We start from the raw sequence: 15,705 nt of genomic DNA, 5'->3' as shown, positions 1-15,705 counted from the left end.
AAAAATGCTGTTGAAGTATTTTGTGTTATAAAGTGTCAGATGAGAATGCTATAGCTTTTCAACGTTATTTCAAAACAAATAAACTCATTATTTATGGTCTTGCATAGCAAATACTTTCTGTAATAACGGAGAGGTTCTGGAACTCAAATTAGTTCTGATGTTTTTTTCTTCAACCGCAATCATTTTAAAAACACCTTGCATGGCTTGATTCGTGACATAATCTGTCAAATCCGGATTTACTTTTTTTACAAGGGGAATGTTGTTGTATTTTGTTATGATATTACTCCATACTTTATCTGCGCCCACTTTACGGAATGAATTTTGTATTACAGGATTAAATTTTCCGTACAAAGCAGTCGAAGTGCTGTTTTCTAAATATTGGGTTGCGGCACTTTCATTGCCCATCAAGATAGTCGTTGCGTCAGAAAAACTCATGTTTACTACAGCATTCACAAATATAGGAGTTGCTTCTTTTACGGCATCTTCGGCAGCACGATTAAGGACTTTTAATCCTTCGTCAGCAAGTGAACTTAATCCTATTTTTCGCAATCCGGAATCTACTTTCTTCAATTCGTCCGGCAATAGAATTTTTACCGCTTCGTTTTTGTAAAACCCATCGGTTGCGGTTAACTTAGTCACTTGTTTTGAAATTCCGTTGTTAAGTGCTTCTTTTAATCCACCGGAAACATCAACACCGCCTATGCCTTGTATTTGTGGAAATTGATTGATGACTTGTTGCATTTCGGCACAACTCGAGAAAGTTATGGATAGAAGAATCGTTACGATTAAAATTCGTTTCATTTGATGTCGTTTTTTATAAGTTTTAAAGATACGTTTTACTCAAAAATGAAGCCATATTTCTTATAAAATAAAAATAGTTACATCTTCTGCTTTTATTGTATAGTATCAAGGGGATTAAAAGTAACTTTGTTGATGTAAAATCTTTTAATAATGTTACTTTTAATCAATAATAAGAAGTTATGTTGATTAAATTTTAAAAAATAACGTAAATTGCGTCTTTAAATTATCATATTCGTAAAATGGAACCAATAAAACCGTATGTCCCTGTCAATAAAGTAAGAATTGTAACTGCAGCGTCACTTTTTGACGGTCACGATGCCGCGATTAATATCATGAGGAGAATTATTCAGTCAACCGGGGTTGAAGTGATTCATTTGGGTCATGACCGTAGTGTTGAGGAAGTCGTGAATACAGCTATTCAGGAGGATGCGAATGCGATAGCTTTGACTTCATATCAAGGAGGACACAACGAATATTTTAAATATATGTATGACTTGCTTAAAGAAAAAGGAGCAGGGCATATTAAAATATTTGGCGGTGGCGGTGGTGTTATTTTGCCTTCGGAAATAGCGGAATTACAAGAATATGGCATTGCAAGAATTTATGCTCCGGATGATGGTCGAGCAATGGGATTGCAAGGCATGATAAATGACTTGGTACAACGTTCAGATTATGCAATTGGGGACGTTCTGAAAGATGAAATGAATCATCTTGAAGATAAAAATCCTAGGGCTATTGCCAGAATTATCTCTTCGGCAGAAAATTTTCCCGAAGTGGCAAAACCTATTTTAGATACAATTCACAATAAAAATAAAACCAGTAAAACACCCGTTTTAGGAATTACAGGAACTGGCGGCGCTGGAAAATCATCTTTGGTTGATGAGTTAGTACGCCGTTTTTTGATTGATTTTCCTGAAAAAACGATTGGATTAATTTCGGTAGATCCTTCCAAAAGGAAAACAGGTGGTGCACTTTTGGGCGATAGAATCCGGATGAATGCCATCAATAATCCTAGGGTTTACATGCGTTCTTTGGCTACTCGACAATCAAATTTGGCTTTGTCTAAATATGTTGAAGAAGCAATTCAGGTTTTGAAAGCCGCACAATACGACATTATTATCCTTGAAACTTCCGGAATAGGTCAATCTGATACGGAAATTATGGATCATTCGGATGTTTCTTTGTATGTCATGACACCTGAATTTGGTGCTGCAACCCAATTGGAAAAAATCGATATGCTTGATTTTGCCGATTTAGTAGCCATAAATAAATTTGATAAACGCGGGGCATTAGATGCGATTCGGGATGTTAAAAAGCAATACCAGCGCAATCATAATCTTTGGGACTCAAATTTAGACACTTTACCTGTTTTCGGGACGATTGCTTCGCAGTTTAATGATCCCGGAATGAATACGCTTTACAAAGCAATCATGGATAAAATTGTTGAGAAAACAAATTCTGATTTGAAATCAACCTTCAAAATTACTCGCGAAATGAGTGAGAAAATCTATGTCATTCCGCCACACAGAACGCGTTATTTATCTGAAATTGCCGAAAGTAACCGGAAATATGATATTACTGCGGTGAGCCAAGAACAAGTTGCTCAAAAATTATACGGAATTTTTAAAACGATTGAATCGGTTGCTAAAAAAATTCCGGAATTGAATAAAGTTGGAATTAATGAAGATTCCGTTTTACCAACGGCTTTAGAAATAGAAAAACCGGGTGCTATTGAAGATAAAATTTTCATCAATCTATTGCTGAATCAATTTGATAAAGTAAAAATGGATTTAGATCCGTATAATTGGGAAATCATTTTGACTTGGGACGAGAAAGTAAACAAGTACAAGAATCCAGTTTATACGTTTAAAGTTCGTGACAGAGAAATAAAAATGGCTACGCACACAGAGTCACTTTCGCATTCTCAAATCCCGAAAATTGCGTTACCTAAGTTCAAAGCTTGGGGTGATATTTTACGTTGGTGTCTGCAGGAAAATGTTCCTGGAGAATTTCCGTTTACCGCTGGATTGTATCCTTTTAAACGTGAAGGAGAAGATCCTTCTCGAATGTTTGCTGGAGAGGGCGGACCGGAAAGAACCAACAAACGCTTTCATTATGTAAGCGCGGGATTACCCGCAAAACGATTGTCAACTGCTTTTGACAGTGTGACTTTATACGGAAACGACCCGCATATACGACCTGATATTTATGGAAAAATTGGTAATGCCGGAGTTTCTATTTGTTGTTTGGATGATGCCAAAAAATTATACTCCGGTTTTGATTTGGTTCACGCCATGACATCTGTCAGTATGACTATTAATGGACCAGCACCTATGTTATTAGGGTTTTTTATGAATGCGGCGATTGATCAGCAATGTGAATTGTACATCAAAGAAAATAATCTTGAAAAAGAAGTTGAATTAAAAATTAATAAAATATACGCAGATAAAGGTGTCGAAAGACCACATTACCAAGGTGATTTACCGGAAGGAAATAACGGTTTAGGTTTGATGCTTTTGGGTGTAACCGGAGATCAGGTTTTGCCTTTGGAAGTGTATGATGAGATCAAAGCAAGAACGTTGTCTCAAGTTCGTGGAACGGTTCAGGCTGATATTTTGAAAGAAGATCAGGCACAGAATACCTGTATTTTCTCGACTGAATTTGCATTGCGATTAATGGGTGATGTGCAGGAATATTTCATTACTAAGAATGTTAGAAATTTCTATTCGGTTTCTATTTCTGGGTATCACATTGCCGAAGCAGGTGCAAATCCAATCACGCAATTGGCTTTCACACTATCGAATGGTTTCACGTATGTGGAATATTATTTGAGTCGTGGAATGAATATCAATGATTTTGGACCAAACTTATCGTTCTTCTTTTCAAATGGTGTTGATCCGGAATATGCCGTTATTGGTCGTGTAGCACGAAAAATTTGGGCGAAAGCCATGAAAAATAAATATGGCGCTAACGAACGGGCACAAATGTTGAAGTACCATATTCAAACTTCCGGCCGTTCTTTGCACGCACAGGAAATAGATTTCAATGATATTCGTACGACTTTGCAAGCCTTGTATGCAATTTATGACAACTGTAATTCATTGCACACCAATGCGTATGATGAAGCAATCACCACGCCTACAGAAGAATCTGTACGTCGTGCCATGGCGATTCAGTTGATTATCAATAAAGAATTAGGTTTGGCGAAAAACGAAAACCCAATTCAAGGTGCTTTCATTATCGAAGAACTGACAGATTTAGTGGAAGCTGCAGTTTTACAGGAATTTGATAGAATCACCGAACGCGGTGGTGTGCTTGGTGCAATGGAAACCATGTATCAACGTTCTAAAATTCAAGAGGAAAGTTTGTATTATGAAACGCTAAAGCATACGGGTGAGTTCCCGATTATCGGAGTAAATACTTTTTTGAGTTCCAAAGGGTCTCCAACAGTAATTCCAGCCGAAGTAATTCGCGCCACCGAAGAAGAAAAACAATATCAAATTACGATGTTGAATAATTTGCATCAGTCAAATCAGGACAAAGTCAACGAGCAATTGAAAGCAATACAAGATGCAGCCATTAAAAATGAAAACTTATTCGAACATTTAATGGAAGCGACCAAAGTGTGTTCGTTGGGACAAATTACGGCCGCTTTGTTTGAAGTAGGCGGGCAATACAGAAGAAACATGTAAAAGGAATAAATTGTACCAAACGAATCTCACTTGAGTTCAATTTGAAGTAATATTTAGAACAAAAAAGAGGCTTTCTTTATCTTTAAAGAAAGCCTCTTACACATTAAATTCAATTTTCCTGTTCTGAGGTGAATTAATTAACATCGGCTACATTTTGTTTTTTCAAGGTCGGTTTGTAGATTTCCGAAACTGCTTTTGTAGTCAAAATTGTTTTTTGTTCAGAAATAACAATTTCATGTTTCACTTTTTTCAGATTGTTTTCTACAACCAAATAGTAGGTGCCAATAGGAAATTCATCTAAATTATAGGTTTTTAAAATTCCTTTTTCACCGGCTGCTTTCTCGGTATAAATTAGATTATTCTCATCGTCATAAATAAAGACTGTGACTTTTTGAAGTCCATTTAGAGAAAAGCTAATTTCATTGCCATTTCCTTTTTTTACATTTAGTAAAAAATCACCATCAATTGCATACGTACTTACACTAGTCATTGCTACTACCAACAATAAACTCAATTTTAAAATGTTTTTCATAATTCTGGTTTTTAAATTAATAGTTAAAATCACTGCGGTAAATGTACTTTAACAATTAACGTAGTAATAGAGCAGTATTTTCTGATTTAGACACTATTTTGTCATTGCGATATCGATATAGGGTTGCGAAAGTTAATTTAGTATAGATTGTGGGTAAATGTGTTGATGTGGTTCCATTTGGGAAAAGAGAAATAATGGTGTTTCAGTTACATACTAATGATTGGGCTTAAAAACAAAAAAGACCTTTCGGGTGAGAGGTCTTTTTGTAGTTTAATGTAATAAATAGGAAAATATTTCGACTATAGAATTTTATCCAATTTCAAATAACCAATTTGCATAGCGTCTGCTTCTAAAGGTGTTTCTGATTTGGTGATTTTAATAGCGAATTGTGATTTGTAATCTGGAGCTAAGATATCGGTTACATTATAAATATCATCTACATCAATTCCGTATTTGTCGTCAATATGTGATGTGGCTCCTTTGAAGCCAAAATGTTTGTAAAAAGTGCTGGACTTCGCTTTTTTCGAAGCCAATGCCATGTTTTCGGCAACAGTTAGCGTTTTATAATGGTATTCTTCAAATTCGTTTTCTTTGTATCCACCCAGATTGATGAAGAATAGTTTTTCGGTATTAGAAGCAGAAAAGTCAGTCTTAGAAACAATTTCAATAGCAAAATCATCAACTGCAGTAACTTCCCGCCACGCATCAATATGTATTTTCCCTTTGGCTTCAGGCCAAAAAAGATTCATTTTCGGGATTAATTCTTTTAGAGAATAACCAATTCCGAAAAAAATATCATGTTGTTCCGTAAAACGACCTTTGGGCGTGCAGCCCAGCATTACCATGTATAATTTGAGTTTCTCTTTCATATTTACAAAGTTAATCGAATTATTTTTTAGTTTAAATTATATAAAAAATAAATTTTGGCTTGAATTTTGGATAATGGTATAATGAACTTAAAAACTATATGTTATGAAAAGAATAATTACACTTTTAGCGGTTGTCGGAATGTTTAGCTTACAAAGTTGCACACCGGACGATAATTTTGATAGCGATACCATTAGTGAGGTATTTGAAGTTAATCCGAGTTTTACTCAAGCAAATGGTTTTTCAGTTACCTATGCTTTAGATCCGTTGATTTTTTCCAGCGACAATATTTTAGTCTATGAGTTGGTTGATACAGTTAATGGAATTGATACATGGGCATTGTTGCCTCAGGTTTATTATTTTAATCTGGGATCAGCACAATACAACTATAATTTCTCTTATGATCAATTCACTGTTTTTATTGACTCTGATTTTGACAGCGCACTTTTACCGTCGGATTTTAGACTTGGAAAAACATTTAGAATTGTGATTGTACCAGGTGATTTTTCTGCCAAAAGTACGGCTGCCGGTGCTGGTATGGATTACAAAACGGTTATAAAAACCTATAAAATAGATGACAGTAATGTTAAGGTTTTGAAATAAATAATTCAAAACAGGATATAAAAAAAGGAAATCGTAAGATTTCCTTTTTTTATGGTTAAAAGTATACTGATTTGTTTTACTCAGGAACTTCGTCTTTGTTTATTTTTAATGATACTATGATTCCGGCCAAAAGAGAAACGGCAATAAAAGCCAATGAACCCCATTCTGGAATTTCGATGAAATCATGCAATAGCATTTTTAGACCTACAAAACTTAAAATAGCAATAAGGCTATATTCTAAATAGCTGAATTTAGCCAGCATATTTGCCAAAAAGAAATACATGGAACGCAATCCTAGTATCGCAAAAATATTGGAACTGAACACAAGAAAAGGATCTGAAGTTATCGCTAAAATAGCAGGAACACTATCAATAGCAAAAATAACATCCATAACTTCTATCACAACCAATGCTACAAAAAGCGGGGTTGCAGCTCTAATATGTCTTCTTTTTACAAAAAAATGCTCTTTGTCCATGTGATTGGAAATCGGCATAATTTTCTTCAGACTTTTATAAACGAATGATTTTTTAGGTTCAAATTTTTCATCCTCGCCGTTCATTAGCATCTTTATTGCGGTATAAATCAAGAATGCTCCAAAAAGATAAGTGGTCCAAGTGAATTTATGGATTAGCATAACTCCAAAAAAGATCATTAAACCTCTAAAAACAATGGCACCCAAAATACCCCAAAACAAAACGCGATGTTGGTATTTTTGAGGGATTCTGAAAGCAGAAAAAATAATTGCAATAACAAAAATATTGTCAACACTTAATGATAATTCTATCAAATAACCGGTGATGAATTTAATAGAAGCTGTGGTTGGTTTTAGTCCGTCAGGATTTGCAATGTAGTTTGTGCTGTAAAGCCAGTGAATAACAAATGAAAATAAAAAGGAAAGAGCGACCCAGATAGCGGTCCATTTTCCGGCTTCTTTCGTGCTGATGATATGAGGCGTTTTATTGAAAACACCTAAATCAAGTGCAAGAAAAATTAAAACTGCTGTTAAAAAAGAAATCCATACAATCATAATAAGTGTGATTTTTTGAGTACTGCAAATATACTTTTTTGAATATTTAAATTAGAAACTTATGGAGATAAAGTTAGTATTAAAAAAATAGAGCATAAAAAAAGTGCCTTTGTGATAAAGGCACTTTTTAGTTATAGCGGGCTAAGAATTACAAAGCTGATTTTACAGTTTTAACAATTCTTGCTGCAATTTTGTATGGATCACCGTTAGAAGCTGGTCTTCTGTCTTCCAACCATCCTTTCCATCCTTTTTGAACGGTAATTAATGGGATTCTGATAGAAGCTCCTCTATCTGAAACTCCGTAAGAGAAATCATGGATAGAAGCAGTTTCATGTTTACCTGTCAAACGTTGGTCATTGTATGCTCCGTAAACAGCAATGTGTTCTGCAGTTACAGGTCTGAATGCCTCACATATTTTTTCGTAAACTTCTTGAGAACCACATGTTCTTAATACTTCGTTAGAGAAGTTAGCATGCATTCCTGATCCGTTCCAATCGGTATCACCTAATGGTTTTGGGTGGTATTCAATAAAACAGTTATATTTTTCAGATAAACGATCTAATAAGTATCTCGCAACCCATATTTCGTCTCCAGCTTTTTTAGCTCCTTTTGCGAACAATTGGAATTCCCATTGACCACAAGCAACCTCTTGATTAATTCCTTCAAAGTTGATACCTGCAGCAATACATAAATCAGCATGCTCTTCTACGATGTCTCTTCCGTGAGTGTTTTTTCCACCTACTGAACAGTAGTACATCCCTTGTGGAGCAGGGTAACCACCTATTGGAAATCCTAAAGGCAATAAAGTGTGGTTGTCCATGATAAAGTATTCTTGCTCAAAACCGAACCAGAAATCACCATCATCATCAATTGTAGCTCTTCCGTTAGAAGGGTGTGCAGTACCATCAGCATTCATAACTTCTGTCATTACTAAGTATCCGTTGATACGAGTAGGATCAGGGTAAATTGCAACTGGTACTAATAAACAATCAGAAGATCCACCTTCAGCTTGTCTTGTTGATGAACCATCAAAAGACCAGTTTCCGATTTCTTCTAATGTTCCTTTAAAGTCTTCATGTTCTTCAACTTTAGTTTTACTTCTAAGATTTTGAGTTGGTTCATATCCATCTAACCAAATGTACTCTAACTTTATTTTAGCCATAATATTATAAATTTATTTTCGTGATTCTTATTTGATTGCAAATATAAATCAAATTTTTTAGGAGGGAAAATCAGGGGGTATTTTTTGTATGGGTAACTATTATTTTTCACATAAGTGTATTTTAACAGGGGGTATAGTTTTAAAATAATAATTTTTACCTCGTTTAAAAATTAATTTGATAATTGTTAACGCTGATTTTTTTTATTTTTTATTGTTTATATTTGTTTTTTGTAAAAAATCGATTAATAACAATTTAAATTTGTCTAAAATGTCAACATTACGTTTTCAAGCCTTGAGAGAAGCTTCAACTAGAAAGCCCGTTAAATTTGAAGAATCAGATCGAAAATCAATTCTTTTTGGTTCAAATGTGTTCAATGAAAAAGCAATGAGGCAATATTTGACTTCAGATGCTTTGAAAGGAGTACAAGGTGCAGTTCAGCATGGAACTAAAATAGACAGAAAATTAGCGGATTATATCGCAATGGGAATGAAAGAGTGGGCTCTTGCTAAAGGAGTTACACATTATACGCATTGGTTTCAACCTCTTACTGGTACAACCGCCGAAAAACATGATGCGTTCTTTGAAACATCGTATGACGGAAGTGATCCTGTAGAAAAATTTGGCGGAGCACAATTGGTACAACAAGAACCGGACGCTTCGAGTTTTCCAAACGGTGGAATTAGAAATACATTTGAAGCCAGAGGTTATACAGCTTGGGATCCAACATCTCCGGCATTTATTTACGGAACTACTTTGTGTATTCCTACTGTTTTTATTTCGTACACCGGAGAAGCTTTAGATAATAAAATTCCATTATTAAGAGCATTGTCGGTTATGGATGATGCAGCAACTGAAGTTTGTAAATATTTTGATAAGAATGTTAAAAAGGTGACAGCAACATTAGGCTGGGAACAAGAATATTTCTTGGTTGACAGTGCTTTGGCTAATTCTCGTCCGGATCTTATCATGACTGGTAGAACTTTGTTGGGGCATACTTCCGCAAAAGGACAACAGTTAGATGATCATTATTTTGGTTCTATTCCGACTCGTGCTTTAACGTACATGAGAGATTTAGAGCAAGAATGTATGTTGTTAGGAATACCGGTTAAAACTCGTCACAACGAAGTAGCGCCAAACCAGTTTGAGTTGGCTCCTATTTTTGAGGAAACGAACTTAGCGGTAGATCACAACTGCTTGTTGATGGATGTAATGCAAAAAGTAGCGGAGCGTCATGATTTTAAAGTGTTGTTTCATGAAAAACCGTTCAAAGGAGTTAATGGCTCAGGAAAACACAACAACTGGTCATTAGCAACAGATACTGGAGTAAACTTGTTGAGTCCAAGTAAAACACCAATGAGCAATTTGCAATTTTTAACGTTTTTTATCAATACCATTAAAGCGGTAAATGATAACGAATCGTTGTTGAGAGCCTCTATTGCAACAGCTAGTAATGATCACAGATTAGGGGCAAATGAAGCGCCGCCGGCAATTATTTCAGTTTTCATTGGAGAGCAATTGACAAAAGTTTTGGCAGAATTAGAAGGAGTTACAACCGGAAAATTATCTCCTGAAGAAAAAACAGATTTAAAATTAAATGTAGTTGGTAAAATTCCGGATGTTCTTTTAGATAATACAGACAGAAATAGAACATCTCCATTTGCTTTTACTGGAAATAAATTTGAGTTTAGAGCGGTTGGTTCTTCTGCGAACTGTTCTAACGCAATGACAACTTTGAATGCGATTGTAGCAAAACAATTGAGAGCGTTCAAAATTGAAGTGGATGCTTTGATTGAATCTAAAGACATGAAGAAAGATGATGCTATCTTTAATGTATTGAGAGAATATATCAAACAATCTAAAAAAATCCTTTTTGAAGGAGACGGGTATAGTGAAGCTTGGGAAATAGAAGCGGCAAAAAGAGGATTGAGCAACTTCAAAACTACTCCTGAAGCATTGAAAGCCAGAGCTTCGAAACAAGCTTTAGATTTATTCTCTGAATTGGGAATCATGAATCATATAGAAGTCGAAGCACGTTACGAAATTGAATTGGAAGAGTACACGAAGAAAATCCAAATCGAAGGTAGAGTTTTGGGTGATATTTCAAAAAATCACGTAATCCCTACAGCTATTCGTTATCAAAATACCTTGATTGAAAATGTAAAAGGGTTAAAAGATATTTTTGGAGACGAATTTAAAATCCTTGCCAAAGAGCAAATTATCTTAATTAAAGAAATTTCAAATCATATTGAAGGAATCAATTCTAAAGTTGAGGCGATGACTGAAGAAAGAAAATCAGCAAATCATTTGACAGATGCTCAAGAAATGGCAGAAGCATATTGCAATAAAGTAAAACCATATTTTGAAGTTATCAGAAATCACTGTGATAAATTAGAATTATTAGTGGATAATGAATATTGGACTTTAACGAAATACAGAGAATTACTGTTTACTAAATAATAGTATTTTTCATGTTTTTTTTAAAGAGGCTTTGTAAAAGGCCTCTTTTTTTGTTGATAAAGTTGTTAGTAAATAATTAACAGTTGTTTTCTTAATCTCGATTTATTTATTTTATCACTTGGTCGGCTTAGTTTTACATTTAGTCGGAAAGTAAGTTAAAATACTAAAAAACAGTATTTTATATTTTATTTGTATTGATATTCTTTTCTATCTTTGGGTATGATATTTAAAAAAGCAATCAATTAAGAATGCATTTCGTATTAAATATTACACAAGTGATTGCCCAATCACTTGTGAAAAACCTACATAATAATTTGTATTAATAACCAATTAAATATATTTATTATGAAAAGAGTAATTTTGAGCATCTCCGCGATGCTAGTAGCTTCTTTAAGCTTTGCACAAGGTAACATGAGTGCAGTAAATCAATTCGGAATCGCCAATACTGCGTTGATCACGCAAGCAGGTATTCAAAATGATTCAGATGCCTTACAGTTAGGTTTTGCAAACATGGCTATTGTTGATCAAGACGGAAGACACAACGAATCTGACACAAACCAAGGAGGATCTTTCAACCTTGCAAACGTCAATCAAGATGGTCGTCGTAATGATGCTTATGTTGGACAACTAGGTGTTGCTAATGCTGCATTTATTAACCAAGACGGAAGAAGAAATGATGCTGTTATAGGACAAGCAGGATCTCTTAACTGGGCTATGACAACTCAATTAGGAAAACAAAACTCTTCCACAACTTTACAATTCCTTACCGGTAACCACTCAAATGTATTGCAAGTTGGTGAAGGTAATGATTCAAATGTATTACAAGTTGGATTTTTTAACGGTGCCAATGTGTATCAATTGGGTGAAGATAATGTCGCAATAACTGATCAGTTAGGAGCAGGCAATACTTCATTTATTAACCAATTTGGTGATAGCAACATGGCCTGGACAATCCAAACCGGTAACGATCATATTAGTTTAGTGAACCAATGGGGTTCTGCTAATGCAAGTTTTGTATTGCAATCTAACTAATAATACTTAAATAAAAAGGTGGAATTGTAAAATCAATTCCACCTTTTTTATAAAATAAACAAGTCTTTATTTTTTCAACCCTAATTTTTTCTTAAAGAAGATTTTCTATTAATTACAAAAATTAGTAGTAACATCACTTTTTATTTTTGAATTTTTACCGTTGCCGCTTTTTATAATTAGAATGGGAATTTGTGCTTTTTTTATGTTTACGACAAGAAAATTAACAACTCATGAAATCAAAAATAAATTGTGTTTTATGTAGTATCGGATGTTTAATAGCAATCGATAGTATTGCTCAGGAGGAAAAATCCATTTCTGTTCCTGATTCTTTTGGTTTAATGAATGCAGGTATAATTTCTAATCCAAATAATGAAATTCTGCAAATGCAATCTATGACTAATTTTCTTCAAAATAATAACCTGATTCAGGTTACCCAGATAGGTGCTTATAATTATTCGGATATCATATTACAAAGTCAAAATACCACTGTAATGGTGAATCAGAACGGATATAATAATTTTTTGAACCTCTATAAAAATACCGACGAAATCAATCAATTTGTCTTGCAATCGGGAACCAATAATTTTATTAGTGATTTTTCAATCAATGCTGTAAATGAAACCAATATGTCCATTATTCAGGACGGAAATAATTTATCGCTCTATAATAATGGATCAAATTCGATATCCAAAGATTTGAAAATTACACAAACCGGAAATTCAGGCACTATTTATATTTTTAATCACTAGTTTATGAAATCATTGATATTAAAACTGGCTTTTGTTTTGCTTTTCGCCAATATGCAAACTATTTCGTCTCAAACGGTTTATAAAGAAGTTAAAGCCAAAATTGAAGTCGAGGAAGTAGAAAATATATTGTCCGTTACCGGAACAGCCGAAAATCTGAAAGCAGTATATAAAAACATTTCATTTAAACTGTCTGTTTTTAAAAAGAATAAATCAAATGATAATAAATCCAGTAATATGCAAGATGGTCGCATGACATTAGAGCCTATAAATAAGGTGATTCTTTCTAAAACACAAATCAATAGAGGGAAAGACGATCAAATTATTGTGTTATTATTGATTTATGATGAAAACAATGTGATTATTGGTAAAGACCGCGTTGTATTTGGTCAGGAGGAAGAGCCAAAAGTAAGCGTTTTGAAACCCAATGACGGATTAGAAATGATTGGAATTGTTTCTAATGAGACCAAAACGAAATTAGGAAACGATTTCTACGATTTCTTTTATTCCGAGTTTTCTAAACTCAAAATTAATTCGAATAAAATTATTTACGTCCAAGAAGAATTAACTTTTGGAAGAACCACAAAAATCACCGTCAATATTGATGGGGAAATCATCGAAGAATTTATAGCAAGACCCGAAGAAGATTTCCTTAAATATATGTCTCAAACGGCTTCTTCCAAGGTTTTCAAGTATTTTAAAAATATAGAGAAGCAAAATAAATCAATTATGCAATATTAAATTTTGCGTTTAATTTTCAAGGAATTGAATCTTGTTTTTATAGTGACTTGTATAAGAAACAGATTGTAGTCCATTAGTTTTCAAAGCATTTTTTTTAACATATTTAAATCGCAATCAAATGAAAATAGTAATCCTATTAGCGTGTCTGTTGGTAAATTCGTTGGTTTCTAATGCTCAAGATTTGGTTTACAAACCAATAAATCCGGCATTTGGAGGAGATACTTTTAATTATCAATGGTTGCTTAGTTCAGCCGAAGCACAAAATAAATTTAAAGAGGACACCAGTGTTGGACTGGAACAACAAACGGAGCTGGAACGTTTCAAAGACAATCTCAATAATCAATTGTTGAATCAAGTGTCAAATTCTTTGTTCCAAAAACAATTTGGTGATAAAGGAATTACCGAGGGATCGTATGTTTTTGGCAGTTTGTCGGTAGACATTTATCCGTCAAATCTGGGATTGGTCGTCGATATTTTAGATACTGAAACTGGCGAGCAAACCCAAGTTATCATTCCTAACAATTAATTTCAAAAGAGATAATGCCTTTTGTATTTATTTCTTTAAAACTGAGCGCAGGTTTTTTTACTGCTAATCAGTATAAGATATTTTGTTTTCAAAAATGTTAATAAAAGCGAATCCAAATATGAAAAAATCTACTATTGCCCTATTATTTCTTTTTTTATTGTCCAGTTGCGGAGCTTATTTTAATCAGCCGGTAGGCGTTCAAAAAGCCATTTATGGAGAGAGTACTCCTGCAACATCCTCGTTAATTAAAATGCCAAAACCTAAGGAACAAATTGTTGTTGGCGTTTACAAATTCAAAGACCAAACCGGGCAGTATAAGGCTACGGATCAAGGAAGTACATTTAGCACGGCTGTCACTCAAGGCGCTACTTCTATTTTGCTCAAAGCCTTAGAAGATTCTAAATGGTTTGTGCCAATTGAACGGGAAAATCTCGGAAATCTTTTGAACGAAAGAAATATCATCCGATCAACTCGGCAGGAATATGCAACTACGGCAAATCCAAACGATTCTCAGTTAACCCCACTTTTATTTGCCGGTGTATTATTAGAAGGAGGAATTATTTCGTATGATTCTAATATCATTACAGGCGGATTTGGAGCCCGATATTTTGGAGCAGGAGCTTCAACGCGATACCGCCAAGATAGAATTTCTATTTACCTGCGATTAGTTTCTACCTCAAATGGTAAAATTCTAAATACGGTTTACGTGTCCAAAACAATCTTGTCTCAAAGTGTCGATGCTAATTTATTTAAATATGTAAATATCAAAAGGCTGTTGGAAGTTGAGACAGGGTTTACCCGAAACGAACCGATTCAACTGGCGGTTACTGAAGCCATAGAAAAAGCGGTAGAAGGTTTAATTGTGGACGGAATCAGAGAAAATCTTTGGGAGGTCGAAGCCACAACCGATGAGGTTAAAACCTTTTTAAATTCCTATGTGAAAGAAAAAGAAGATGCCGATATCGCACAACTTTATGGAAGAAACAGACAAGAAAAGAGAGCGAAAGTAGGAATAGAATTAGTTGGAGGTACAACATATATGGCCGGCGATTACCCCAATCCGGTAGCAAAACCAATGATGCGGGGTGCTTTAAAGTATTTTTTTACTCCGAGTTTTGATTTGAGTGCTTCGACAAATGCGTTTTGGCTGGGCAATAAAAATAAATTGGATGTTGGATATGCATCATTGGATTTAAATTTAGAATTTTTGATTCTGCCGTACGATGTAATAACTCCCTATGTCTATGCTGGTGGCGGCGTAAGTTTTAATTCCAAATATAAAAATACACATGCTAAAATTCAATATGGTGCAGGTTTAGAATATCTGGTCACCAATAACCTTGGATTTAAAGTGTACGGGGAACATAACCTCAATTTTTCGGATAATGTTGATTATGTGGTCAGTGGAAGCAGAGACGATTATTATTGGCGTTTTGGACTGGGGATGACGTATTATTTTCATCGAAAAATTAAAAATAAAGTAAAATAAATATTCCGTTGTCAAGGATAAACAAGTGA

The 15,705-nt window shown here is 34.4% G+C and carries 13 protein-coding genes; 8 read left to right on the top strand and 5 right to left on the bottom strand.

Annotated elements, in window-relative coordinates:
- Positions 1-87: 87 nt before the first annotated feature.
- Positions 88-801: a DUF4197 domain-containing protein gene (locus O6P34_RS14560; RefSeq protein ID WP_269685245.1), complete on the bottom strand. Its 714-nt coding sequence runs from the start codon at positions 799-801 to the stop codon at positions 88-90.
- A gap of 239 nt (positions 802-1,040) precedes the next feature.
- Here O6P34_RS14560 and O6P34_RS14555 point away from each other — a divergent pair, with 239 nt between their 5' ends.
- Positions 1,041-4,493 (top strand): methylmalonyl-CoA mutase family protein, encoded by a 3,453-nt coding sequence (locus tag O6P34_RS14555; protein WP_269685244.1) that lies wholly within the window; start codon positions 1,041-1,043, stop codon positions 4,491-4,493.
- 133 nt (positions 4,494-4,626) lie between these two features.
- Here the strand turns inward: O6P34_RS14555 and O6P34_RS14550 are convergent, their stop codons facing one another.
- Together O6P34_RS14550 and O6P34_RS14545 are read right to left on the bottom strand one after the other, a co-directional pair.
- Entirely contained in the window at positions 4,627-5,025 is a 399-nt protein-coding gene (locus O6P34_RS14550; RefSeq protein WP_269685243.1) for a FimB/Mfa2 family fimbrial subunit, read from the bottom strand.
- A gap of 299 nt (positions 5,026-5,324) precedes the next feature.
- Positions 5,325-5,894, bottom strand: a complete 570-nt coding sequence (locus O6P34_RS14545) for a DUF1543 domain-containing protein (RefSeq protein WP_269685242.1) — start codon at positions 5,892-5,894, stop codon at positions 5,325-5,327.
- Positions 5,895-5,997: 103 nt separating this feature from the next.
- On the opposite strand from O6P34_RS14545, the gene O6P34_RS14540 reads away from it, so the two are divergent.
- Complete coding sequence (locus tag O6P34_RS14540) at positions 5,998-6,495, top strand: hypothetical protein (RefSeq protein WP_269685241.1); 498 nt, start codon at positions 5,998-6,000, stop codon at positions 6,493-6,495.
- Between the two features lie 76 nt (positions 6,496-6,571).
- Here the strand turns inward: O6P34_RS14540 and O6P34_RS14535 are convergent, their stop codons facing one another.
- Positions 6,572-7,522, bottom strand: a complete 951-nt coding sequence (locus tag O6P34_RS14535) for a TerC family protein (RefSeq protein ID WP_269685240.1) — start codon at positions 7,520-7,522, stop codon at positions 6,572-6,574.
- 148 nt (positions 7,523-7,670) lie between these two features.
- Positions 7,671-8,684, bottom strand: coding sequence for a glutamine synthetase beta-grasp domain-containing protein (locus O6P34_RS14530; RefSeq protein ID WP_269685239.1), 1,014 nt, complete (start codon positions 8,682-8,684; stop codon positions 7,671-7,673).
- Between the two features lie 268 nt (positions 8,685-8,952).
- Here O6P34_RS14530 and O6P34_RS14525 point away from each other — a divergent pair, with 268 nt between their 5' ends.
- From O6P34_RS14525 to O6P34_RS14500, 6 genes are all read left to right on the top strand, one after another.
- Positions 8,953-11,142 carry a glutamine synthetase III family protein gene (locus O6P34_RS14525; protein WP_269685238.1) on the top strand — a complete coding sequence of 730 codons (2,190 nt, stop codon included), beginning with the start codon at positions 8,953-8,955 and terminating at the stop codon, positions 11,140-11,142.
- A gap of 360 nt (positions 11,143-11,502) precedes the next feature.
- Entirely contained in the window at positions 11,503-12,174 is a 672-nt protein-coding gene (locus O6P34_RS14520) for a hypothetical protein (RefSeq protein WP_269685237.1), read from the top strand.
- A gap of 230 nt (positions 12,175-12,404) precedes the next feature.
- Positions 12,405-12,923: a hypothetical protein gene (locus O6P34_RS14515; RefSeq protein WP_269685236.1), complete on the top strand. Its 519-nt coding sequence runs from the start codon at positions 12,405-12,407 to the stop codon at positions 12,921-12,923.
- A 3-nt stretch (positions 12,924-12,926) separates the two neighbouring features.
- Positions 12,927-13,661: a CsgE family curli-type amyloid fiber assembly protein gene (locus O6P34_RS14510; protein WP_269685235.1), complete on the top strand. Its 735-nt coding sequence runs from the start codon at positions 12,927-12,929 to the stop codon at positions 13,659-13,661.
- Positions 13,662-13,779: 118 nt separating this feature from the next.
- Positions 13,780-14,187: a curli production assembly/transport component CsgF gene (locus O6P34_RS14505; RefSeq protein ID WP_269685234.1), complete on the top strand. Its 408-nt coding sequence runs from the start codon at positions 13,780-13,782 to the stop codon at positions 14,185-14,187.
- Positions 14,188-14,305: 118 nt separating this feature from the next.
- Positions 14,306-15,676, top strand: coding sequence for a CsgG/HfaB family protein (locus O6P34_RS14500; RefSeq protein WP_269685233.1), 1,371 nt, complete (start codon positions 14,306-14,308; stop codon positions 15,674-15,676).
- Positions 15,677-15,705: the final 29 nt, after the last annotated feature.

The organism is Flavobacterium lacustre (genome assembly GCF_027474525.2).
In the GTDB taxonomy this organism is placed as follows: domain Bacteria; phylum Bacteroidota; class Bacteroidia; order Flavobacteriales; family Flavobacteriaceae; genus Flavobacterium; species Flavobacterium lacustre.
Note: the sequence above shows the minus strand (reverse complement) of the source record. Positions and strands in the feature narration are given on the sequence as shown.